Raw genomic sequence first — 25319 nt, 5'->3', positions numbered from 1 at the left:
CGATGAAGTTAACTCCATTTTTACACCAATTTCAAATTAATGTCAACCCCGGATATGTCATCCTGTGTAAATTATCCGTGCCTGTCATCCCATTTCGATCAGGAACGTCTTGATCTCGTAAGGAGCGATCGGGAAGCGAAGCGTCGGCACCGTATGCCGTTCCCCGACCGGCCGCTCCAATAAATCGCATTCCTGCCACGAACGTATCGGAAGGCCGCTTGCTATTTCCACCATACCGCGCCCTCCGGCAAATTCGTGCAGGCGGAGTACGACCCGATCGCCGTCCTCGGCTTTTTTTACGGCATCGATCAGCACATGTTCGTTGTCTGTGCCAAACAGACAAAGCTTCGCCAGCGCAGGTTTGCCCGCCGTACAGGTCAGCGGATTGTTCAGCTGCCATGCCTCGCGAACCGTGTTCCCCTCAAGCCAGCCGCCGGCGTGCGGCAGCAGGGCATAAGTAAAAGCATGCTCGCCCTGATCCTGCGTCGGATCGGGACGGATCGCCGATTTGATCAACGTCAGCCGCATCGTATTCCCTTTGATGTCGTAGCCGTATTTGCAGTCGTTGAGCAAACTGACGCCGTAACCGTGCTCCGACAAATCCGCCCACTGGTGGCCGGCCGTTTCGAACTTGGCGAGATCCCAGCTCGTGTTCCAGTGCGTCGGGCGCCTCACATTGCCGAATTGAATATCATAGGTCGCTTCGGTGGCGCGCACCTCGACCGGAAACGCCACCTTCAGCAGTTGCTGGCGCTCGCGCCAGACCACCTTCGTCTCAAAGTCGATTCTTCGGCTCTCGGCATAAAGAACCATATTTTGGAATATCGCGGATTTGCCAAATGTCCACTCAAACTGCACGACGGCCCGGAGCGGGCCGAGCTCCTTTACTTCAACGCGCCGAATCCCGTCGATTACGCGCATCTTCTCCTGATAAAACAAATCGATGTCCCAGGCGTCATGCATCAGCGGCTTATCCTCAAACACCTGCAGCACGTTGCCGCAAGCGCCCTGGGCCAGTACCTCCCGCCCGGCGCTCTTGTCGAATACGCGAGTCAGATGCCCATGGACGTTCCACTCCATAACATAATGCGGTGTCGATAATCCGGTCGCATGGGCGGTAAAAGGAACCGCCTGCGCTTGCCCGGACTGCGCCGATGCCGCGGCCGGCCTGAAGCGGATCTCCCCGCAGCCCATCGAAGGAAGCTCAGGCGTCTCCACCAGCCAAAAGCCGCTGCTGCGCTGCGCCGGCAGCTCATGACCGTTCCCGCCAACCCAAACGCCCTCTTCCCGTCCCTGAGTTAGGGGAACCTTAAGCAAATCTTTGCGCCGCCAGTTTGCCGAGTTGAATACGGTCAACGTTTCGGCCGTTCCTCCGGCCACAGCCTGGCTGCCCGGCCCACCGCTCGCTATCGCTTCGGCCGCTGCCTTCCAGACGCCGGCGCCGATGCTCTCCGCCTCCTCGTATTCCTTGCGGCTGTCCTCGTATACTTCCTTGATGGACGAACCCGGAATAATATCGTGGAATTGGTTTCTCAGCACGATTTTCCAGCCTTCCTCCAGCTTTCTCTGCGGGTAACTGCTCCAGCCCGCTCCAAGCAGGCAGTCCAGCGTGCACAGAAACTCCGCTTCGCGGTACAAAAGCTCCAGCTTGCGGTTCATCAGCTTGTTGTACGCCTGGCTCGTCAATGTTCCGCGGTGGTACTCCAGGTAAAGCTCCCCGTCCCACGTATGGACATACTCCTTGGTCTCGGCCACCGTCCGCTGTAATTTCTCAAAGAAACGGTCCGCTCTTGATATGACCATACGGGGCATTCCCGGCAGCTCGTCGAGACGGCGGCGGTGCTCCAGCATTTCCCGGTTCGCCCCTCCCCCGCCGTCGCCATAACCGTAGGACATGAGCAGCTCCTTGTTCAAGCCTTTGTCGCGGTAGCGGTCCCACAGCCCGAGGGCGGTCTCCGCCCTCAGCACGCCGTTGTAGCCATGGCGCTTCACATCCTTTTGCCCCGGCCGTGGCGTCGTTATAAAGTGGGCGAGCACCTCCGAGCCGTCGATGCCCTTCCAAATAAACGTATCGTGCGGCATCTGGTTGTACTGGTTCCAGCTGATCTTGGTCGTCATAAACGTCGGGATGCCGGATTTTTTCAAAATTTGCGGCAGCGCCCAGCTGTATCCGAACACGTCGGGCAGCCACAGGTATGTGCACTCTACCCCGAACTCTTCCTTCAAAAACCGGGTGCCGAGCAGGATTTGGCGGACGAGCGATTCGCCGGAAGGCACGTTGCAGTCCGCTTCCAGCCACATTCCTCCGGACGCTTCCCAGCGTCCTTCCTTGACTCTCGCCCGGATTTGCTCATAAATCTCCGGGTAATCCTTCTTGATGTAATCGTACAGCTGCGGTTGGGACTGCAAAAACATATATTCCGGGTACTTCTCCATCAGCCGCAGGACGGTGGAGAACGAGCGGGCCGCTTTTTCCCTCGTATGCTTGAGCTGCCAAAGCCATGCCACATCGATATGCGTATGGCCGACGCAGTGCAAGGTCACCGGATGATGCTTCTCCATCTTGCCCAGCTCCGCACGAAGCGCGGCCCGCGCCTCAAAGACCGATTCGTAAAAAGCAGAGGAGCCCGGATAAGACCAGTCCACCAGGTTCATAGCCTGATTCAAAGCCTGCAGCAGCGCATGGCGTTCCGCACTCCCGCCGTCCATTTCCTTGACCGTTTCCACGATCGCCCATCCGGTATAATACAGATCGTCCGCCGCTTCGTCCAGCCATGCGACCTCGGCCCGCTTCAGCTCGCACTCGCGGGGTTTGCCGGGGCCGCCTCCCATGCCGGACCAGGTGCGGAATTTAAGCGACAGCGCGGTCCCTGCGGCATCCTCCGGCAGAAACACCTCCTGATGGTTGGCATCCACTCCGTGGTAGGGCGAGCCGTTCACGTAAAGCAGCGACTCGAACGCCGTCCCTCCGCCCGTTCCGGCGCCCGGAGCGCTGAAATCGAACAAGCCGACGATCGGCCTCCCCTTCCACTCGACGGGAATCGGCACATCCGCCGTTAGCCACGCATATACGTCGTGACCCGTCCAGCGATCGCCGACGCGCATTTCCACCCACGTTCCGCCTTCAGGAGGATACGCCCCGATCTCGCCTTTCTCGTCAAGCTGAAACCGGAAAGCTTCGATTTTGACCGCATCCCTGTACCTGTAGCCGGCCAGCTCCCGAATCCGCAGCGCCAATTTTTCCTCCGTAAAAAAATACATCGTCCCGTCCTCCATGATTTAGTATTAGTGCCGAAGCCCAGCCGCCTTATTTCAAGCTGACCACGATCTCCGCGGATTTACCGTTAGGCGCCATGGCCGAAAGCGTGAATGCGGCAATATCGCCATTTGTACCCGTATAGGTAATCACGCCGGTCTGCGGATCCACGCTCACCGTATCCTGTCCCGTCGACTTGCCCTTATACTGCACGTTGCGGATGTAAAAGCCGACTTGCAGCACTGCGTTGTATTTCAAAATATCGCCGGCGGTGCCCTGCGTGTATTCCGAGCCGTAATGGTCGCGGAACAATATTTTTTGCATCAGCTTACCGTCCCACGCCGTTAAGCCGTTCAGTTCCTTGTAGCCGATCTCGGCGCGCGTTCTGTCCGCTTTCATGAGATCCGCCTGCGGAATTTCCGGTTTGACGGTAACGGGCATCTGCACCGATTTCATCCCCTTGGGCGTTTCAAAATATAAGGTCACGGTCGTCTTGCCCTCGTTATTGCCGACCAGGTAATATTTGTAGTTCGGTTTGGCGGCTGTCCCGATGTTGTAATACACGGCGGATACGACCGTGGTATTGGAGCTGATGAACCTTCCGGGAAGCGCGTTGATCATCGACTGGGGTACTTCGACTTCTTCGCCGCCCGCGTCTTTGCCCGTGATCCATATATCGTGGGCGATCAGGCGCCGGTCGGCCAAAATGCCTTCCGGCGTCGGCGTAACCGAGCTGTCTTTGATATCGCCATACTTGTACGCGCTGACGACACCGAACATCGTGTTGTTTTTCGAATAGCGTATTTTCACCTTGTAATCGATCGATTCGTCGCCGTCTATCACCTTGACGACCCGGCTCGTCTCGCCGACGATGCGCGCTTCGATAGCTCCGCCGGCACCGGTCGTCACTTTGGCGATTTGCAGGAGCAGCCTGTAAGTCCCCGTCTTCGCGCCGTCGGCCTCAAATTTCAGCTCGTAGTCGTTCACGTTTTCAAAATTGATGCCTTGAATGTTGTTTTTGGATGTGTCGGTGTAGTTTTGGTCGACCGTGATTTTCTCCCTCGTCCCCGGAGGTGTCGGATTCGCCGCTTTCACCGTATTGAACGGGTCTTTGAGCCCGCCGTTAACGCCTCCGCTGATCGGATACAGCGCCCCGTTGCCCGATACGTCCCCGATGTTTTCCAAAACGGCAAACAGCTTATAGCCCGCGTCCGCTCTCACTTTGCCCGGATCGTCGCGCTGCGCGAGGACGGAAATGTATCGGTCGTCCCTTTTGACGAGCGCCCCGTACTGGTCTTTGATAAGGAATTTGATGGTGCCTTGCGCCCCGTTCAAAAACTTGGGAGCAATATCGCCGCTGACATCGATGGTGGCGGGATACCGCTCTTCGCGTTCCGTAGTGATGTTCAGCTTGGCGGACTTCCCGGTTTCCCGAACGGTGATTTCGATAGTTCCGCTCGCTTTGCCGGTAACCGGACCGGAAATGAGCAGCATGCCGCGGTATTTGCCCAAGACGGCGATATCGACTTTGCCCAGGTTGCCGAGCGTTTCGCGCACGTGAAAGCCGTTGTGTTCGTCCGCATACCGGGCGATTTGATCCGTCGTCAGCTTGTTCCCTTGGGCATCCTTCACGATGATCGGAATCGCGACATCGGTATCTCCGGCGGCGATCGCATCGTTAAACGCATCGAATTCGACGGAATCGGGCACATCCGTTCCGGCAACCGGAACTTTGACCGCTGCGGTCTGTCCGGAGACAAGCGCAAACAACTTGAGCTCCACTTCCTTCGTGCCGCTTACGGAGGAATCGGCCGTCATTTTAAGCTCGGGCACGCCATCGTCGTCATAATCGAACCAAGGATTTTTGTCCAGCAAGACCGCCGAGGAATCGGACGACGCAGCATGAATGCCGTAGCCGGTATTCAGGCCGTAATCCATCGTTTCCCCGATTTCCGTCACCCGCATCCCGTACTGATCGAATGCGTTCACCTGCAAATAAGCCGTTTTGCCGCTTTGCAGTTGCTTGTCTTTCCCGCTGAATATAAGCTTGCCGGGCTCCAGTTTATAAACGTAAGGGATATCGCCGACCGTAAACGTTTTGTTGATGCTCATATTGCTCGCTTCATCGATAATCCATACCGAGAACCTGGTATATTTCGGCACTTCCCGCAAATCCAGCTTGACCGCCTGTTTGCCGGAAGCGGGCCGATAATTGACGTTGTCCGCTTTGATCGTAAAATAGCTTGCCGGCATCGGCATCGGCTCGCCATACTGATTCGCCGCCTTAAATTCGACCTCGACCCCGTTCGCCTGCGCAACCATGTCGGATTCCGTCGTAAACTCCAGGCTGGCCAGCTTCTCCTTCTCTACCGTCGTTTCCGCGGTGATCTTGTCCGTGATGCCCAGTCCAAGATATTCCAGCGATACGGAGATCTTGCCTTCGGGCAATGCGGAATCGAAGGTGACGGTCGCCGTCTTGCGGTCTTTGGACCATTTCACGGTTCCTTTCACCTCGGCCCCGCTCCGCTCGATCAAAAGCTCAGCCAACTCCGTGTCCGCCGGCTTGTTCAACTGCACGGTCAGCGTTCTGGCGCCGGTCGCCTTAAACTGCGCGATCGTGAAGCTGCCGCTGTCGGGCTCGGCAGCGAGTTTGCCGTCCACCGTATAGGACGCGGCAACTAGCTCCGCCCGCTTCGCCGGCACCCGGTAGTCCGGGAAGGCGCCGACCAGGCCCGCCTTGATGGCGGCGGCCGTATAGCTTTTGGCCCAGGAGGACACCTTGCCGGGTACGGCGATCTTCGATTCCGGCAACCGAAGCGCCCGCGCCATGATGACGGCAAGCTGCTCCAGCGTCACCTTGCCGTCCGGATCGAACGAATCCGGGTCTATACCTTCCATCAGCTTCGCCGCAGTGACAGCTTCGATGTAACCGAGCTCGTGCGCCCAATGATTGCGTGTGTCGGCGTATGAAGCTTCCCCGTTCTTTGTTTCCAGCTTCAGCAGCCGGACGAGCACGGCGGCGAACTCCGCCCGGGTCATTTCCCGGTCAAGGCCGCTCGTACCGTCCGCGTACCCTTCGAAGATGCCTTTCTGCTTCAGTACGGCGAACTGCTCCTCCAGGTCCGGCTTATCCGTCTCCTTCGCCAGGGCGGTGGCGGCCAGCAGCAAGGAAACGAGGGCGGCCAACATCCATACGACGATCATTTTTTTCATTCATTGCCCTCCTCTTGTCATCCCCTCCGCGCCGCTTTTCCGGCTTTACTGCGGTTCGCCGCTTCGCAGCGTTTCCAGGAAATCGCCGACCGCCTTGATATAAACGGATTGACCGGCGTTGTTCGGGTGAACCCCGTCCGTCGTAAATTTGCTCAGGTCAAAGTTGTCGCATTCCGCCCTGACGTCGGCGACGCCGACCTTCAGCTCTTCGCCGAGCTTGCGCATGACGCCGATATATTGGTCGAGCCAAGCCTGCGCGCCTTCCACATCCTCGTAAAACGCCGGATCGTGCCTTTTATAATACTTCTCTTCGTCGATATAGTTGGTGGTGATGAAGATAGGCTCCGCTCCGATCGCCCTTATTTTCTCCACCATCGTCGTCAAATTTGTTTCAAACTGTTCCAGTTTGACGGCGGGCTCATTCTTTTTTCTCATCACATGGTCGTTCATGCCGAAGCCGATCAGCACAATATCGGGTTTGTGGTCCAGTACGTCTTTTTGCAGCCTCTTGAGCCCATGGGTCGTCGTGCTGCCGTTGACGCCGGAATTGACGAGGTTCCAGCTGTACTTTTTCGCCAGCGTGTCGAGCCAATAGGTCTTTTTGGGAGAAGGCGTCTTCTCCTTCTCACTCTCCTTGAAAGAACCGAGGCGCGTGATGCTGTCGCCGAAAGCGACGACTTTGGCGTTTTCGATCCGCTTCATGACCGGATTGCTCCCTTCTGCCGCAATCTCCGCGGGCGTTTCCGCGGAAACGCCGTTTTCGTTCGCCGCTTGTTCCGCCGAAACGCCTCCGCCCATCATCATCAGGAAGGCCAGGCTCAATATGCACCATGCTTTAAGCAAAAATTTCATGACGATCATCCTTTCGGCTCCGGTATTTTAATAAATTCCACAACCTGTAACAGTCGCTTTACCATCAAGGTAGCCTCGGCGCGTGTCGCATTCGCCGCAGGCACGATCGTTTTGGCCGTTTGACCGGTAATTATGCCCGCTTCCACGGCCTCGGCCACCGAATCCCGCGCCCACGACTGGATCGATTGGCTGTCGTCGAACTTTGCCAGCAGCTGCTCCTGCTTCTCCGCCGCATGGCTTTGTTTTCCGGCGATGCGCAGCGCCCTGGAGATCATGGCGGCCATTTGTTCGCGCGTAATATTTTCGCCCGGGCCGAACTTTCCGCTGCCGAGGCCCGTGACGAGGCCCGATTTGACCGCTGCCCCGATCGCTCCGGCAAACCAGTCGCCTTCGGAGACATCGGAGAAGTTGCCTGCCGTCTCATCCGCCAAACCCAGCGAACGCACCAGCATGACCGCAAACTCGACGCGCGTAATCGGCTTGTCGGGAGAGAAGCTTTTCTCGCTCGTTCCTTTGACGAGAAGCTTGGAAGCAAGCAGATGAATATCGTCTTTCGCCCAATGCTTCGCCGTATCGTCGAACGTTTTGCTGTACGCGACAACGCCGTAAATGCTGTTGCCCGTGCGTTTTATCGTGACCTCGCTTTTGCTTTTCGACGTTTTAAAGGAAGCGGGTACGAAAGCCATTTCCCCGCTGTTCGGGTCGTAAACGATCGCGGTCGCCTTGCTTTCGTCGACTGCACCGCTCAAATAAAGCGTTCTCGACACATACGTGGTTCCGAAGCTATTCACGGATATACGCTTTTCGCCTGCAACCGCCGCAATGTCGAACTCCACAGCTTCGCCGAGCAGCTTGGCGCCCGCCTTTTTGACGTTTTTGGCGATATCCTCCGCAAGAGAACCGGCCGTTTTGGCAATCGTGATGGTGATCTTCATGTCGGCCGCAGCGGCACCGAGAGCTTTGGCCAGCGCTTCCGCGTCGATGAGCTTGAGCGGAAGTTCGTACGCCGCATCCGCCGTTTTCAGCGAAAATACGGCGTTCGGCGCCTTGCCGATCCCGCCGGCAAGCGCATCGGCCGGCAGCGTGACGATCACGCCGGCATCTTTTTTAATCACATCCAAACTTATTAGCGGTTTGCCGCCATCCGCATGTTTAAGCGCATCCAGTGCATTGCCGAGCGTGGACGAGTCGATGGATACTTTGGCATAATCCCTTTCGCCAATGCGTTCCATCACCGGGTCCGCTTCCAGCTTGACGACGCTTTTCTTCACATCGCTTTGCGGCGATACGATTGCGCCGCCGGAATACCCTCCGCCTCCCGCCGGCTTAGGCCGCGGAGGCAGCACAAGGACGCTCGCCTGGTTGGAATTGCCGCTTTCCCCGCTGCCGTTCCCGGCGGAGACGACATAATAATATGTCGTATCGTACTGAATGGCGGCATCCAGATAAGACGTACCGGCCACTTGGGCGATCGTCGCGTAGCCCGCTCCGCTGGCCGCGCTTCTTTTCACATTGTAGTAAGAGGCCCCGTCCGATGCGGACCACGTCAACGTTGCCTGTGCCGCCGATGTTCCCGCAGATGCATACAAGTTTGCCGGCGCGGCCGGAACGGCCACCGGAGTAACGCTCGCTTCGCCCGAATCGGCGCTTTCCTCATCCGAATTGACGGCGGAAACGACGTAATAATACGTTTTTCCGTTCGTCAAATTGGCATCCGTGTAGCCCGTCGTCGCGAGTCCCGCACCATCCGGAGTTACTTTGGCTACCGTCTTGTAAGATGCGCCCTGCGCGTCCTTTCGCTTCACGTTATAATAGGTGGCCCCCGTCACCGTACTCCACGTCAGCTTTGCCGACGAGCTGAGCGGACTTGCCGAAAGGCCCGCCGGGACCGGCAGCCTCTGCGGTACGACCTCTGCGATATTCGAATCCGCACTGCTGTCCGCTCCGCTCATTGCATGGACCTTGTAATAATATTTCATCCCGTTGGTCAGACCGATATCGGTATATGTGGTGGAAGTAACCGTCGCCACGCTGCGAAACGCCGTTTCTCCGCCGTCGCTTCGATTCACGCGGTAATACGTCGCTCCCGTTACCGAGCTCCAGGTAAGCACCGCCGACGCATTCATGGACCGTACGGTCAATTCGGGCGCTTTCAAATCCTGCGGAACAACCTCCACGCTGTTGGAATCCAGGCTGTCGCTCGCCCCGTCGGAGGCGATGACCTTGTAGACGTATTTCTTTCCGGCGACGACGGTATTGTCGGTATACCCGGTCTCCGCAACCGTCGCAACGGTTTGGTAGGACGCTCCTTTGTCGTCGCTTCGCTTCAGTATATATTGGGTGGCATCCTGAACCGCATTCCAGGATAACACCGCCTTGCGAATTCCGGCCGTTCCCGTCAATACCGGCGCAGCCACCGTATCCGGGGTCGCAGCGGCTTCCGCCGTGCTGCCGATTTCCTGGCCCGAGCCGCTCAAGGCAGTCACGATATAATAATAAGCAGTGCGGTTCACGAGCCCGGTGTGCACGTATTGCGTTGCGGTGCCGGGCAATACGGCCGCCTGGATGTACGGCCCTCCCGGGCTTGAGCCGACCTTGACAACAATCGAAGCCGCATTGCCCGCTGCCGACCAAGTCAATTTGACCTGCCCGTTTCCAGGTTCGGCCTGCAAATTGCCGGGTGGAGTTTCGATCACCTTCGGCGTCGCGCCGACCTCATTGGATGTATAAGGGGCCGAGGACGTATAGGCGACGGGATTCGGAATTTGGGCGGAAACCGGCGCCGTTTTGCTTGCCGCTTTGTAACCCGTAACCACGTAATAATAGGTTTGGTTGTTCGTAAGCCCCGAGTCCGTATAGGAATTGTCCGTCAAGTTTTCTGCGCCGGCTACTTTCTCATAGGGCCCCTGCGGGCTTGCGCTTCGGAACACCGTGTACGCGACCTGCTGCTCGTCCGTTACCCCCTGGCTGCCGGAGCGGTTCCACGTCAAGACGACTTTGCCGTCGTCGGGAGTCGCTTTTAACCCGAGCGGCATGCCCGAAACATCGTCCGCCTTCAAAATCAACTGCGGCGCCCACGTATCCCCGGCGGTGTTGAACCTCGGAGCGCTTGAGCCATCGACGTAATCCTTGTTGTAAAAATTGGCGCTCGACGTTCCGGCAACATCGTCGTTCAGGATAAAAGTAACCTGGCGATCTCCCGCAATGGAGCGGCCCTTCACAAATTCCGTCACGTCAACATAATAATCGTAAGTCGTTTTGCTCATCGCAAAGTCGGTAATTCGGATCTGATTGGCATTCGGCTGCTTTTTGGCTCCGTCGATATAATAGTTGTTGCCGCTGGAATTAAGAGCCTCGTCCATCAGAAAAGGCGCCGTTTCGCTCCAATCTCCGGTTTTCGCCACACCGCCGTACAGCGATAACTTCAATCCTTCCGTGCTGCTGTTTCCCGTAATCTTGAAAAAAATACTTTGCACACCCGCCACATCCGGAATTTTAAACTTGTAAAAACCGATTCTTTTTTCCGACGAACCGTTCTTCAGCGTGAATATTCCCGGAGTGCTGCCGATCGCGTGAACGACATCGCCATTGTGGCCTTTATTGGCCGTGGTCGACTCGATCACCGCGTCGTCCGACGGACTGAGCCAGATCGCCTGCGGATACGGGTTGGATTTCGCCACGGCGATATCCTTCGAAACCAACACCGCTTCGGCCGAAGCAAGAGGAGCGAACGGCGGCCATACACCCCCGACGATCCATACCGCAGCTAACGCCATGCTAATTTTACTTCGAAGATCCCATAACGACATTTTGCCGGCCTCCCCATAACACTATTGCTTCGCTAACGCCTCGATCTGCTTGTCGATGCTGAGCTCCGCTTCCCTTAAAGCCGTATTGGCGTCCTTACCTCCCTGAAAAACGTCGACGAACGCCTTGTTGTTCAGCTCCGATTTGGCGATGGCATCGTACTTTGTCGGCGCGACCGGTCCGGCGATCTTTTCCTTAAAAAAAGCCTGCAAATGCTTCCCTTCCATTCCCGGCAAATCAAGCGCATAAGCCTTGACCGCAGCGTCGCTGCTCACGACCGGCACCCGGCCTTGTCTGGACAGCAGGATTTGCGCATCTTCGGACAGCATGGCAGCGACGATTTGAAAAACCTCATCCCTATGCTTGCCGGCCGGAGGAATGGCGAAATAAGGGGCATTCAACTGCGAACCGATCCCTTCCGCTCCGGCAAACGTCGGCAGTGTCACGACATCCCAGTTCAACCCCTTCGCGGCGGCTGCCGGGATTTGGTCAAGGATATTAGGACCGGTGCGCATCGCCAGTGTTTGCGTTTTCAAAAAATTGTCCGTCTCGATTCCCGTCGGAGCGTTCCCGTCGATTTGGTACAAGCCGGACATCACCTCGAGCCATCGTTTCCATCCGTCGGAATTCACCGCAGCCTTGAGCGTTCGCGGATCGACAAACGGAAGCCCCAGCTGGTTTTTGTACACGATGTTCAGGCTGTTCATCTGAAACCCTTTGTACTGCACGCCGTCTTCCACCCGGGTCACTTGTTTCGCGACGTCGCGAAGCGCTTCCCATGTCATCCCGTCTCTCGGGTAGGGCACGCCAAACTTGTCGAAAATGTTCTTGTTGTAAAATAATGCGGTATTGTTCAGGAAAAAAGGCATGACGAGAAACTCGTTTCCGTTGTCGGAGTACGATTTGACCGATTCCGCAACGCCCGGGACGAACCGGCCCGCATCGAACTTGTGGGCTTGCATAAGCGGCGTCAGATCGGACACAAGCCGCAAATCCTTCAGCTTCCAGAGCAGCCCCAGTGAGCCGGAAATCAGATCGACGGATTCTCCGCTGTTCACGATGTCCTCGATGCTGCTCCCTTTCCCGCTTTGAATGATCTTCAATTGAATCTGAGGAAATTTTTCCTTTACCTGCTTCTGCACCGATTCCACGATGCCGGTTCCGCCGACTTCATTGAAATAAACGATCGTGACCGGCTCGGCCTTCCCGCCGGATGGCGGGGCCGCGTTTTCTCCGTTTCCGGGCTCCTGGCCCGAGCAGGCGGCGAGCGAGAAGACGCACGCCGCAAGAAGCGCGAAATATCGTTTACGCAAAGGGCTCACAGCCTTACTCCCTTCATTCGTCTTTAGCCTTTCTTAATCACAATGTTGTCGAGATAAATTTGCTCGCTATCCCCCTTGTCGCTGGCGACCTGCTCGAAATAAACTTCCACCCGCTGACCGGCAAAGCGGGATATGTCGACCGATCTTTTCACGTATGCGTTGCCTCTGTCGAGCGACCAGTCGCGCAGCACGTGCATCGTCCCCGCCGCATCTTTCACCCGAACCCGCAGCTTGCCCCCATGATTCTCGCTTCGCGTCCTGTCCTCGAACTCCAGCGTCTTCGCATCGCTCGGAAGCTCGAAGGCGCGGGACATCCAGGCGTTCGGCTTGCTTTCGTCCTTCCCCGGTCCGTTGATGAATATCCCGCCTCCGGGATGTCCGTTGAACACCCATTTGGCCGAGCCGCTTTTCGTCCCTCTCGCTCCGGCTGCCCAGCCTTCCATATCGTTCTCGAACGTAAACCGGAATAAATCGCCCGAAGTATCCTCCGGCACATATACTTCCCGTTTTACATTTTTCACGATAAGGTCCACGAATGTCTCCGGAGGCACCACCTGCACGTGAGCGTCCAGCTTGCCGACGAATTCCTTCACCTGGTCGACCGATTTGGTCCAGTTGTGGGCGACGATCAGCGTATATCCGTCCGGGCTGGCCGGATCGGCGGGCGACGCGTTGATGCGGGCGAGAACGTCCTCATCCAGGGCAAGGCCTTCCTTGAACATCTCCTTCGACGGGATGACCGGCTTGCCGTTCGACCATAATATTTTCCCGCCGGGCGTGCTGTAGCCCAAATAATCGAGGAAAAACACCGCCTTCAAATGCTCCATTTTCGTAAAATGATCCCACAGCTCCTTGTTGTTTTCCTGGCCGAAATCGATGATGCTCATGATGCCGAGATCCATCCTGTCCATGTATCCGTCGACCTTTTGAAGCAGTTCATCGAGATGTTCCTTCGGGTACTTTCCGGGATATATGTACCCGCCCGGCTGGGACAGAATAAACTGGTCCTTATGCTCTCCGTTCGAAGCCCGGTCATACAAGCTCTTTGTGCTCGTCGGCGCTATATCGATCATCGCGGGGTGCAATCCCCATCCCAGATCCACGCTTCCTCTGCCCGGGCTGTCAAATAGCCTGCCCTGGCTGGCCAGTCCGCCCATCGTATATCCGAGATTGCCGCCGTCGCTCATCATAATCGTCACATAATGTTTTGCCGGATCCGCTTCCGGTGCCGGTCGATGCGTTTGCTGCTGAAGTTTGTCGATGCGAAAACCGCTGAAAAAAGACATATTCAGGTTGGATGGAATCATAAACTTGCCCGATTGCGTCGTCGGCATCGCAAAGTTAGCTTCCCCGGTCCCCCCGCGGCCCCAGCCGAAAAGCGGCGAATTCGGCTCCAGCGAATCGACGATCCGCTTTCTCAAGCCGCCATCGTCCGTGAAAAACATCATGCCGTTCGTCATGACGGCGTAATCCCTCATTTTATACGCGTACGATTCGAGGTTCTCGACCTCGAAAGCCAGCTTCTTGTTAAGCTTCGGGAAATATTCGCTTTCCAGAAGCCAGCTCTCGTCTTTCCCGCTGACGTCAAGCACCTTGGTCAAGCCGTGGTCGATGGCCGTTTGCTCCAGCTGCGTATCCACAATGACCGCATTCAGCAGCCCGGCGAGGCTGGTCGCCACATGGATCGCCGTATTCGTAAGCTGGCCCGAGCGCTTATCGTTTTTGCCGACAGGTTCGAAATCGTACAAAATATATCCGTTGATTCTGTCCTTATACCGGTCGATCAGCTCCCACGCGTCTTTCGCCTCTTCAAACTTGACATTGTACTGTTCGGTCAATTCCTTCTGCCAATACTCGTCGATTTCTTTCGACTTCATGTATATTTCCGGCTTTTCCTTGGCCAACAGCCCCTGCAGCGTGGAAATCATCGCGGCTTCCGTCAGCGACATGTTCTTCGTCCTTATCGCATAAACATGGTCCGGAGTGCCGGGGGATTTCGGATAAAACGTCCCGTTTCCCTGCTCCATCCCCGCCGTTCCGCCAAATCCGAAGGTCGCGGCAATGAGCAGCAAAACCGTCATCCACTTCGCCTTGGTCCTCACATTTAACTTCATCTCTGTACCCCCGTGTCGGCTTAAGATAATAGACAGCGCTTACATTTGGATGAAAAAGACGTATCGAATCTCGTTAACCGGAAGGGATTTGCATTTTACCGGTTATATGCAGTCGTTTCAGCCGTCTTTATACATAAACTCTCACCACCCGACGTACATTTTAAATTTTTGTTAACTATAAATTTAACCTTTTCGATAATCATTATATTCCTGAAAGTTATTATATTCAACAATAAATTTAAACAAATTTCATTTTTTATTGCAAAAAAATATGGCCACATCAACAAATTAACGCTGGAAATGCTAGTTCATCGGGTGTATACTATGCTCAACAAACAAGTTAACATATGAGTTAACAAGTTTGCGCACTGATTATATCCTATTGCCGAAGGGAGTTTTTATGCCAATGAATCATGCAGACGTTGTCGTCTACGGCGCCACCCCGGGCGGTTTCGGGGCTGCCGTCGCTTCCGCAAGACGCGGAAGAAACACCGTGCTCATCGAACCGACGCCGTATCTCGGAGGATTGATGACGAGCGGGCTCGGCGTGACCGATATCCACTCGCTCGATGCGGCGGGCTGTGTTTTCCGCGAATTCGCCGGAAACGTTCTGGATTATTACGTCGCCGCCTACGGAGCGGAGTCCGAGCAGGTGCTGCACTGCCGTGGCGGCCTGCGGTTCGAACCCCATGTTGCGAAAAAAATTTTTTGGGAAATGGTGAACAAGGAATCCGCCCATTTGAAGCTGATTTTCTCCCATGAGCTTGTTTCCGCCGACGTCTCGGGAAGCGAGCTCCGCTCGGCGACCTTCCGGCCGGTTCAGGGCGGAGAGGAAATCACCTTCGCTGCGGAGGTATTTATCGACGCCACGTATGAGGGCGACCTCGCCGCGAAAGCCGGGGTTCCTTATTCGCTCGGCCGCGAATCCCGCGACGAATGGAACGAGGAGTATGCGGGCAAGCTGTACCAGGTGTTCCGTACGAAGGACATCCTGCCGGGCAGCACCGGAGAAGGAGACCATCGTCTCCAGGCGTACAACTTCCGTCTCTGCCTGACGAAAAACCCCGACAACCGGGTTCCGTTCCAAAAACCGGAGCGCTACAACCGCGACGAGTATGCCAGCCTTATAGAAGATGTAAGAGCCGGAAGGATTACCGCCATCAACGGAGCTATCAATATCGTGCAAATCCCGAACGGCAAGTCGGATACGAACAACCACCATTACTCGATGCTGTCGACGGATTTGCCTGAGGAAAATCTGGACTATCCGGAAGGAAGCCGGGAGGTCCGGGAACAAATCATCCGGCGACACCGGGAGTATATCCAGGGGCTGCTTTGGTTTTTGCAAAACGACGAGGAGCTTCCCGCCGAATTTCGCGAGGATGCCCGGCAGTGGGGATACGCCGCCGATGAATTCGAAGATACGGACCATTTTCCTCCGCAAATTTATGTCCGGGAAGCACGCCGCATCCACGGCGAGTACGTGTTTACGGAAAACGACGCCCGCCTTGCGCCGGGCTTGGATCGCTCGCCCATCCATTACGACAGCATAGCGTCCGGGGATTACGGCATCGATTCGCACGCCACCCGCAAGCGCGATTCGATCGGACAGCATATGAGTCTCGAAGGTTTTATGGCGATCGGGTTCTTAACGGAAATTTACCAAATCCCTTACGGCTGCATCGTGCCGAAAAAAATAGACCGCCTGCTCGTGCCCGTCGCCGTATCGGCCACGCATATGGGGCTCGGGACGATCCGGATGGAGCCATGCTGGATGCAGATCGGTTTCGCCGCCGGCGTGGCGGCCGATATCAGCATCTCCGCGCAGCGCAGCGTGCGCGGTATCCCGATCGATGCGCTGCATGACGAGCTGCTCGCGGAAAATGCCGTCATCACGCATTTCACCGACGTGCCGCTCGGCACCGACGAAAGCAAAGCCGCGCAGTATTTCGGAGCCAAAAGCTTTCTGACAAGCTACGAAGCCCGTCTGCAGGATACGGCGACGCTGGCGGAAACGGCCCAATGGATCTCCTGGTGCAGAACATTCGACGGAGGCAGACCGCTGCCCAGCCTGCCGGCTTCGGATCGCATCCTCCCCGCCGGCGTCGACATGGGCCCGCGTTCTCCGAAAACCGACGAACCGGCACCTCGCGATCATTGGAGGGAAAAGCCTTATCTCACCTCGGCAATGGCTCTGCGGTGGTTCGGCGTCGCCGCCAAAGCGCTGGGTGTCCGCGTCGATTCGCCGTTTTCGCAGGAAAGCGAACACGCTACCCGCGGACAAGTGCTGGTCGCGTTATACAAGCTGCTGCGCGAGGCAAGGAATAACCGTGCGGGCATTGGCGAAAGAGATGCCGCAGGCAGATCTCCCGCCGCCTTGCTGCGGGCATGATTTTTAAAATCCCCCCTGTTATCCGCAAAAAAATTAGCCATGCATAATTTCCTAATCAACAAAAGAAACCGTCAGGCCCTTGTTCGGGTCTGGCGGTTTCTTTAGAGCCGTTTTTCCTCAGCCGACCACTTGATATGCAAACTGCACCTCGAGCCCGCTCGCCGAAGAAGCGTTCTGCACCCTCACCTGCAGCTTTTTGGCTGTGCCGCTGCCGTCCACAATATAAGGAGAAGACAAAGCGGTCGTCTGCAGCGCCGAGGTGGCGGCGAGCATGGTGCCGCCGGCGCTTGCGCCGTCGGCGTCGAGCCGTACGTCGCACGTTCCGGAAGCGAGCTTGCGGGTCACTTTGACAATTCTGATCTTCGTCCCGTCCAGGTACAGGAGGTTCCTCAGATCGAACAGCCCGTTCGCTACCGCTCCGGAAACCTGCGCAGCCAGCCAACCGTCGATTTGCTCGACGCCCTTGTTTCCGATAAACCGCGTTTGCGCGTTTTGCGTCCCCAGTATTTGATATGGCCCGACCGTATTGCCGCTCAGCTCGTTATCGCAAACGAACACATCTGTCGCTTCGCAGACAATGCCGTAATCCTGCCGCTGGGTACCGTCGGCGAGCGATCCAATTGTGTTGCCGACCACAACGATTCGCGATGCGCCAGGTCTTATATGGATGCCGGCGCCGTAGCGCCAAGCCGTCCCTCCCGAGAGGTAAGCATTCGCGTATGCGACTCCCGGAAGATCGAATTGGGTCGCATTGATCACCGTAATTTTCCATTTCCCGTTCGCCTCCGTCGTACCGCTTACTCCTTGAATGCCGATCCGGTCGTCCGTCACCCAGCCGTGCGGCGATTGCGTTGTGACGCGAATGCCGCCCGAACCGTTGTTCGCAATGCCGGAAATGGTCCTTGCATAATCCGCATGCGCCGTATGCCCGTTGTTGCCGATCAGGCAGCCGGTGACCGTCACACGCGAAGAGGCGACATCGATGCCGTTTCGGCCGGCACCCCGGATGACGCATCCGGTAAACGTCGCATTGCCCGTGAAGCCGGCCGTGATCCTTACATTATCTTCGTCGCCGTCGCATCCGATATAGGCGTTGGCAAACTGTGCCTGGGATCCGGCCTCCAGCAGTACCGGCACACCCTTGCCGTTCTCGAACCCGCCGCCCTCGAAATACAGAAACTTGGGGATGGTTTGCCCCGTCGTATTTTTCAGCCAAATGCCGTGTCTGCCGTACAAGATGGCAGTTTCGACGAATTTGGCCGACCTGGCCATACCGTCAAAAACGACGTTATCCGTATTATCGTTTGCGGAGGAAATAGAGCACTGGATAAACTCAACCGGATCGGCATGGGAATCGTCATCCACTCCGTTCAGCAAAATCACCTGCTGGCCGTTAAAACCCGACCAAATGCAGTTTTGAAAGCGGATCGTATTGCAGCCTCTCAGTGAAATGCCGTTATAGCCGTTCTTGAATCGCGAATTTTGAAATGACATCATATAGTTGCCTGTCGCGCCGTTGCGTTCCACGGATACCAGGTTGCCGCCGGATAAATTCGATCCGCGTACGTTCACGCCAAAGAAACCTCCGCCCCGGACCCCGAGAAACCGAAACCCGTCATTTGTGCCCGTATCGACGACAAATTGCGTGGAAAAGCCGTCGTTATCCGTTCCGCCGGCCCCTTCGAAAACGATAGGCACGGTTGTGACGGTAACCGTGCTTGCCAGCTTGAACTTGCCGCTGCCCGCCTCGATCACGCCTCCGGAAGGGAGCGCGTTCACCGCCTTTTGCACACGATCGGAGTCATCCTCCGTGCCAAGCCCCTTGCACCCGAACCACTCCAGCTTGAGCCGGGTTGAATATTCCCGCCTCCATCGCCCGGTAGCAACTCCCGTAACAGCGAACACCGTACCCCCGTTGTCTGCGGCCGTGCTGGCCGCATCCCAGTATAAAATGCCGCCGCCTTTACCCGGGGTGGTATCGTAATAGCCCAGCAGTGTCACCAGCTCGCCGTTAGAAGAACCCGGTGTAGCCCGCAGCGTGACAACATCGGCAATAACCCCCGCTTGCGCGCCCGCTTCCTTCGGTATGAGCAAGCTGCCGCCGGCCAAAGCGACACCCGCCATGCCCAGCGAGGCGATGAGCTTGCGCCTGCTCATCCAATTAACCTGTTTTTCATCGTTCATCCCGATCGTTCCTCCATTCCATTTAACTGACGATCTGATAAGCGAACTGAACCTCCAATCCTTTGGCCGAAGAAGCATTCTGCACTCTAACCTGCAGTTTTTTCGGGGAGCTTATTCCGTCAATTGAAAAAGGAGACGGCATATTTACCGATTGCAAAGCGGAGGTGACCGGCAAAACGGAGCCTCCCGCGCTTGTTCCGTCGGCATCCAGCCGAATATCGCACGTTCCGGAAGACAGCTTGCACGTCGCTTTCACAATCCGTATCCGCTGCCCGTCCAAATAGAGAAAGCGGTTTTTCAGATCGTAGAGCCCGTTCGCCACGTCTCCGGGTATTTCTGCGGTAAGCCACCCATCGATCTGCTCCACGCCTTTATTTCCTAAAAACCGGGTCTGGCTCGTCTCATCTCCCAAAAGTTGATACGGTCCGGCGGCGTTTCCATTCAGATCGTTGTCGCAAACGAGCACGTCGGCCGCTTCGCACACGATGCCGTAATCCTGCCGCGAAACGCCTTCCGCCAGCGAGCCTATGGCATTGCCGACAATAACGACCCTTGACGCGGTCTTCCGAATATGAATGCCGGCACCATGGCGCCACGCCGTTCCGCCCGATATGTAACCGTTTACAAATTTGGAGCCCTGCAAATCGAACCGGTTCGGACTGACGACGGTAATTTTCCAGCTGCCGTTAGCCTCCGCCGCACCGCTCACGCCTTGGATGCTGATCCGGTCGTCCGTCTCCCATCCGTGCGGCGCACTTGTCGTTACGCGAATGCCGCCGGAGCCGTTGCCGGCAATTTGAGATATTGTTCTTGCGAACGCTTTGTGTGCAGTCCTGCCATTGTTGCCGATCAAACATCCGGTGACCGTCACACGCGACGAAGCGATATCGATGCCGTTCCGGCCGCAGCCCCGGATGACGCACCCGGTAAATATCGCATTGCCGATAAAGGAAGACATGATCTTCACGTTGTCGTCTTCCCCGTCGGACCCGATATAAGCATTGGAAAATTGGACCTGAGCTCCCGCTTCGAGCAGCACGGGTACCCCCATGCTGTTTTCAAAGCCGCCGCCTTCAAAGTATAAAAATTTCGGAGTCCCCTTCTGTCCGGTCGTATTCCGCAGCCAAATGCCGTGCCTGCCGTACAGGATAGCCACGGCAATAAATTTGATCGAGCCGCCCAAGCCATCGATCACCAAATTGTCCGTATTGGTGTTTTTCGTTCCGGCGGCGATTCCGCATTGCACAAATTCCACCGGATCGGCTCGCGAATCATCGCCGACTCCGTTAAGCAGAATGACCTGTTCGCCGTTAAACTCGTTCCAAACGCAGTTTTGAAAGCGGACGGTGTTGCACGCCCTGAGCGTGATGCCGTTGTATCCGCTCTTGAATCTCGCGTTGTAAAAGCTCAGCATGTAGTTACCCGTCTTGCCGCGGCGTTCGGTTGCGATCAGGCTGCCGCCGATCAATCCTTCTCCCCGCACCTGCAAACCGGTGATCCCTCCCCCGTGAACACCGGAAAACAAAAACCCGTCGGCGTCTCCCGTCGCTACAATAAACTGGGTCGAATGTCCTTCGATATCCGTAACGCCGGCGCCCTGAAACAGGATCGGGACTCCTTCCACTTTAATCGTCGTCTCGATTCTTATTTTGCCGCTGCCCGCTTCGATCGTACCTCCGCTCGGCAGCGCATCGACCGCGGCCTGCACGCGGGCGGAGTCATCCTCCGTGCCGAGGCCCTTGCACCCGAACCATTCGAGATACAGGCGGGTCGAATATTCCCGCTTCCACCGCCCGGCCGCCATTCCGGACACGGCAAACACCGTGCCGCCGTTGTCTTCGTCGGTGCCCGCGGCATCCCAGATCAGCAGGCCGCCTCCTTTTCCGGGAATGCCGTCGTAATATCCGAGAAGCCGGACCTGCTGTCCGTCATATTCCCCGGGCGTATTCCGCAATTGACTGACGCTGCTTACCACGCCTTCCTGCGCACTTCCTTCCGCAGGGCCGCCAAGCAGGCTGCCTCCCACCAGTGCGACTCCCGCCATGCCCAGGGAGGAAATCAGCTTGCGCCTGCTGATATTCCCGCTTCTCCCGCGTTCGGCCCCGGCGCTTGGCGAAGCTTGCGATGTTTCGTCGTTCCTCATCGTTCGTCGTCTCCTCCGTTCGTCATTTCTTCAGGTCGGCCTCAATCTGCTTGTTGATGTCTTCCTCCGCCTGCCGCAAAGCCGTGTTGATGTCTGCAATGTTAGCGCTTACCGAGTTAAAGGCGGAATTCAGCGCCGATTTGGCGATGGCGTCATATTTCGTAGGAGAAATCGGGGCGCCGATCGTATCTTTGAAAAATGCCGCGATGTTTTTCCCTTCCATCCCTTTCAAGCCTTTGGCGTATTCGCCGCGAATCGCTTCGTCCTTGACGATAGGGATTCGTCCTTGTCTCGCCATAAACTTCTGAACTTCGTCGGAAAGCATATACTGGATAACCTGGAATGCGGCATCTTTATGTTTGCTTGACGGGGGAATGACGTAATACGGCGCGTTCATCTGCGAGCCCTTGTCTTCCATTCCGGCAAAACGGGGCAGCGATACGACGTCCCAATTCAAGCCTTTATCCGCTGCATCCGGGATTTCCGTTAAAAAATTCGGGCCTGAAGCCATCGCCAGGTTTTGGTTTTTGAGGAAGTTGATTTTGTAATTGTCGGTAGGTTCTCCGCCGGAAATTTTGTAAAACGACGACATCGTCTCCAGCCATCGTTTCCACGAATCCGTGGTCACTTCGGCGCGCAGCGTTTGGGGATTGACGAAACGCTGCCCCATCTGATTTTTATAGACCAAATTGATGCCTTCGATCTGCATTCCTTTATACTGGACTCCGCTGTCCATCTGCGTTACTTTTTTCGCAACTTCATACAGCTGCTCCCAGGTCATCCCGTCTTTCGGATAAGGAACGCCGAATTTATCAAATATCCCTTTATTGTAAAACAATACGTTATTGTTGAGCTCAAACGGAATCAGCATGATTTTTCCGTCATCGCTGTAGGACTTGACGGTCTCAACGACTCCCGGAGCATACCGGTTCAGGTCGAAATCGTATTTTTGGATCAGGCCGGACAAATCGCTGAGCAGCTGGTATTCCTTCATTTTCCACAATCCGCCCAGCGAGTAGGAGATAAGATCGGGCGTGTTTCCGCTGTTCAGCAAATCCTCGATCGTCGAGCCTTTGCCCGACTTGATCGTTTTTAAGGTGATATGGGGAAATTTTTGAGCCACCAGCTGTTCGATCGTTTCCGCCAATATCGCAGAATTGCCTTCCGTGAAAAACGTTAGCGTCACCGGCTCGGCCAGGTTTTTTCCCGGATCCTGGGCCTCCTCCGAAGACGGTCCTCCGCCTCCGCTGCAGCCCGCCGCCATAACCGCGAGTAAAACGATGCACGATGCTGCTGCCGTCAGTTTCATATAATCCCCCCCATGTTTTTTAACTTGTGTTAACCTGTTTTGTTAAAATTATTATACATTCGGATTCACATCATATCAACAAAAAAATAATGGCCGGACCCATAAGGGCCAGGCCGCGGGGTTAACCGTTCAAAGGCGCGCAGGAGCTTCTCTCCTGAAGTTGTGTGGATATCAAGACTTGTCTTGGAGATTGATTCGGATTATCGAGAATGTCGACGAGCAGCTTGGCCGACAAGGTGCCTAGCGACTTTTTATCCTGCTGAATCACGGTTATCGGGGGATCTTCCATGGAAAAGGAGGGAAAATCGTCAAATACGATCAAAGAGATATCGTTTGGAATTTTTTTGCCCAAATGCCGCAGCGCATGCAGCATCGTAATGCCCACTCTCGCATTTACCGCGAATATCGCCGTACAATCCGATCGCTCAAGCTGCTGCCAGCACTCGTCCTCCGCTTTAAACGGGCTTTTGATCCGAATCACCTGCCGTTCGTCCGCCGCCAAGCCCGCATTGCGCAGCGCAGCGTGGTATCCGTCCACCCTTTCCAGCTCCCAGTGCGGAGCTTCGCGGTGGATCGCCAGGGCGATGCTGCGGTGGCCGAGACCGAGCAGGTATTCGGTTGCCATTCGCCCGCCGTTATAATGGTCCGACGATACGCAATGCAGCGGATTACCGTGCCCCGCAACCTTTCTGTTGCCCACGAAAACCATCGGAAATCGCATCGAGAGAAGCTTGTCGAATCCGGTTACCTTAGGGTTGTTCGTAATGACGATAATGCCGCCCACTCCGGATTTGATGACCTTGCTTGTAATTTGGTCCTCCATGTTTTCCTTGCTGGCCAAATGGATCCCGATGATCGCCACGTCGTGATCCGCGCGCGCCGCTTCTTCGCTGATGCCCATCAGCGTGTCGCGGAAAAAGCTTTTTTCGAAGTCCTGATTGTCGCTGATGTACACGATTCCGATCGAAATGTTTTGCCTCGCTTTTTCCGCCCCGGCGATTAACCCTTTCGTATATCCGATTTCCTTGGCAATATTGCGAATTTTTATTTTCGTTTCGGTCGAAATGCGCGGGTGATCCGTTAACGCCAGCGAAACCGTCGCTTTGGATACCCCGGCGATGTTGGCAATATCTTGTATGGTCGGCATCTGTATGCTCCTTCAGTCCTTTTTTATTTATTTTAACTAAAAATAGATTAACTTTTCAACAGGTAATTGACTCGGAACACTTTTACTTTCGGTGCTGTACCGTCAGGAAGGGAGTTGCAAAAAATTTTCCTGAATGTATTTACAAACCGTCGGTCGGTTTTTATAATAAGATTAAAACAAACCGTTGGTCGGTTTCAAAACAAATAAAGGAGAACTGAAAAAGATGAAACCATTTCAAATGGGATTAACCACATTGGAACAAGAGGTCAATCTTGAAGCTTTACCTGTCCGCGGACGAATCCCTTCATGGTTGTCCGGCGCATTATTCCGCAACGGCCCGGCTCATTTTCAAGGCGGTCATTGGTTCGACGGCTTGGCGATGATTCACAAATTTTCGTTCAAAGCTGGGGTTGTTTCCTACGCAAACCGGTTTCTTCGCACCGAAGCGTACCGCCGGGTAATGAGCGGCAGCGGCAGCAGCGGCTTCGGTACGGGAGGCGCCCGCGGCGGCAATAACGCGAATGTGAGTATTTTGAAGATAGATCATCATTTTTTGGCTTTAACCGAATCGCCGGGAGTGGTAGAATTTGATCCGGCGGATCTCTCAACGAAAGGATTGTTTCCCTTTGACGACGAGATACCCGCACACATGACGACCGCGCATCCGCACCTGGATATCCATACGGGGCAAATCATCAATTTTACCGTTCAATTCGGAAAAACGAATCAATATCATGTGTACACGATGGATCCCGTTACCGCAAAACGCCGCCTCATCGGATCCGTTGAAACGCATGAGCCCACGTATATGCACAGCTTTGCCGTTACGCAGCGATACGTCATCCTGGTTGAATTCCCACTGCTTATTCAAGCCGCTATGCTTGCGGGCGGCCATTCGTTTGCGGATAGCTTGGCGTGGAAAGCGGAACGCGGCACAAGGCTCGTCGTTATGAATAAAGCAACGGGGAACGTGGAGAGAATCGTTCAGGGCGAAGCGGGGTTCGGGTACCATGTCATTAACGCTTTTGAAAAAGGCTCCGATATTATTGTAGATGTTTGTATGTCCGGTAGTGCCGCAGCGATTACCAATTTGTATATCGATCAAATGACCTCGGAAGCGGAAGGGCAATCCCACCCGAAATTCAAACGGTTCATCTTGTCACCCGGACAGCCTGACGCCCGTTGCGAGGTATTGTCTCCCGAAACGATGGAGCTTCCCAGCATTTATTACAAACAGTGCAACGGGCGGGATTACCGGTACGCCTACGGGATCAGCACAAGCTCCGCACGTCCGGAAAACGTCAGCAACCAATTGATCAAAATCGATACGGCGACCGGTCAAGCCTGGATTTGGCATGAAGAGGACAACTACCCGGGCGAGCCCGTGTTTGTTCCCACCCCCGGAGCGATCGAAGAAGATGGGGGCGTATTGCTCTCGGTGGTGCTGGACGGTCTGCAGGGCAAGTCTTATTTGCTGGTGCTTGATGCGAAAAACCTCGAGGAAATCGGCCGCGCCGAGGTGCCTCACCATATCCCTTTCGGGTTTCATGGAATTTATACGGATGAAAGGATGATTTAAA

12 protein-coding genes are annotated in these 25319 nt (G+C 55.6%); 2 read left to right on the top strand and 10 right to left on the bottom strand.

Annotated features, from left to right (window positions below):
* Positions 1-84: 84 nt before the first annotated feature.
* From MYS68_RS03345 to MYS68_RS03320, 6 genes are read right to left on the bottom strand one after another with little or no spacing between them, the layout of a single operon-like run.
* Entirely contained in the window at positions 85-3261 is a 3177-nt protein-coding gene (locus tag MYS68_RS03345; RefSeq protein WP_248924465.1) for an alpha-mannosidase, read from the bottom strand.
* 46 nt (positions 3262-3307) lie between these two features.
* Positions 3308-6469, bottom strand: a complete 3162-nt coding sequence (locus tag MYS68_RS03340; RefSeq protein WP_248924464.1) for an S-layer homology domain-containing protein — start codon at positions 6467-6469, stop codon at positions 3308-3310.
* Between the two features lie 45 nt (positions 6470-6514).
* The gene (locus tag MYS68_RS03335) at positions 6515-7321 is read right to left on the bottom strand and encodes an SGNH/GDSL hydrolase family protein (RefSeq protein WP_248924463.1); all 807 of its coding nucleotides are present in this window, start codon (positions 7319-7321) and stop codon (positions 6515-6517) included.
* 5 nt (positions 7322-7326) lie between these two features.
* The gene (locus MYS68_RS03330) at positions 7327-11130 is read right to left on the bottom strand and encodes an S-layer homology domain-containing protein (protein ID WP_248924462.1); all 3804 of its coding nucleotides are present in this window, start codon (positions 11128-11130) and stop codon (positions 7327-7329) included.
* A gap of 21 nt (positions 11131-11151) precedes the next feature.
* Entirely contained in the window at positions 11152-12450 is a 1299-nt protein-coding gene (locus MYS68_RS03325; RefSeq protein ID WP_248924461.1) for an ABC transporter substrate-binding protein, read from the bottom strand.
* A gap of 23 nt (positions 12451-12473) precedes the next feature.
* Positions 12474-14564 carry a GxGYxYP domain-containing protein gene (locus MYS68_RS03320; protein ID WP_248924460.1) on the bottom strand — a complete coding sequence of 697 codons (2091 nt, stop codon included), beginning with the start codon at positions 14562-14564 and terminating at the stop codon, positions 12474-12476.
* 406 nt (positions 14565-14970) lie between these two features.
* On the opposite strand from MYS68_RS03320, the gene MYS68_RS03315 reads away from it, so the two are divergent.
* On the top strand, positions 14971-16956 hold the full coding sequence (locus MYS68_RS03315) for an FAD-dependent oxidoreductase (protein ID WP_248924459.1): 1986 nt from the start codon (positions 14971-14973) through the stop codon (positions 16954-16956).
* 117 nt (positions 16957-17073) lie between these two features.
* Here the strand turns inward: MYS68_RS03315 and MYS68_RS03310 are convergent, their stop codons facing one another.
* The 4 genes from MYS68_RS03310 to MYS68_RS03295 all read right to left on the bottom strand — a co-directional run bounded on the left by MYS68_RS03310 (position 17074) and on the right by MYS68_RS03295 (position 23739).
* A complete protein-coding gene (locus MYS68_RS03310) occupies positions 17074-19140 on the bottom strand; it encodes a hypothetical protein (RefSeq protein ID WP_248924458.1) in 2067 nt (688 codons plus the stop codon).
* 22 nt (positions 19141-19162) lie between these two features.
* The gene (locus tag MYS68_RS03305; RefSeq protein WP_248924457.1) at positions 19163-21283 is read right to left on the bottom strand and encodes a ubiquitin-activating E1 FCCH domain-containing protein; all 2121 of its coding nucleotides are present in this window, start codon (positions 21281-21283) and stop codon (positions 19163-19165) included.
* Positions 21284-21305: 22 nt separating this feature from the next.
* Positions 21306-22592: an ABC transporter substrate-binding protein gene (locus tag MYS68_RS03300; protein WP_248924456.1), complete on the bottom strand. Its 1287-nt coding sequence runs from the start codon at positions 22590-22592 to the stop codon at positions 21306-21308.
* Between the two features lie 121 nt (positions 22593-22713).
* Entirely contained in the window at positions 22714-23739 is a 1026-nt protein-coding gene (locus tag MYS68_RS03295; protein WP_248924455.1) for a LacI family DNA-binding transcriptional regulator, read from the bottom strand.
* Positions 23740-23962: 223 nt separating this feature from the next.
* Between MYS68_RS03295 and MYS68_RS03290 the strand changes: the two genes are divergently transcribed.
* Positions 23963-25318 carry a carotenoid oxygenase family protein gene (locus MYS68_RS03290; RefSeq protein WP_248924454.1) on the top strand — a complete coding sequence of 452 codons (1356 nt, stop codon included), beginning with the start codon at positions 23963-23965 and terminating at the stop codon, positions 25316-25318.
* Position 25319 lies beyond the last annotated feature (1 nt).

It is taken from the genome of Paenibacillus hamazuiensis, from assembly GCF_023276405.1.
Taxonomy (GTDB): Bacteria; Bacillota; Bacilli; order Paenibacillales; family NBRC-103111; genus Paenibacillus_AF; species Paenibacillus_AF hamazuiensis.
This window is presented reverse-complemented; position numbering and strand designations above follow the sequence as displayed.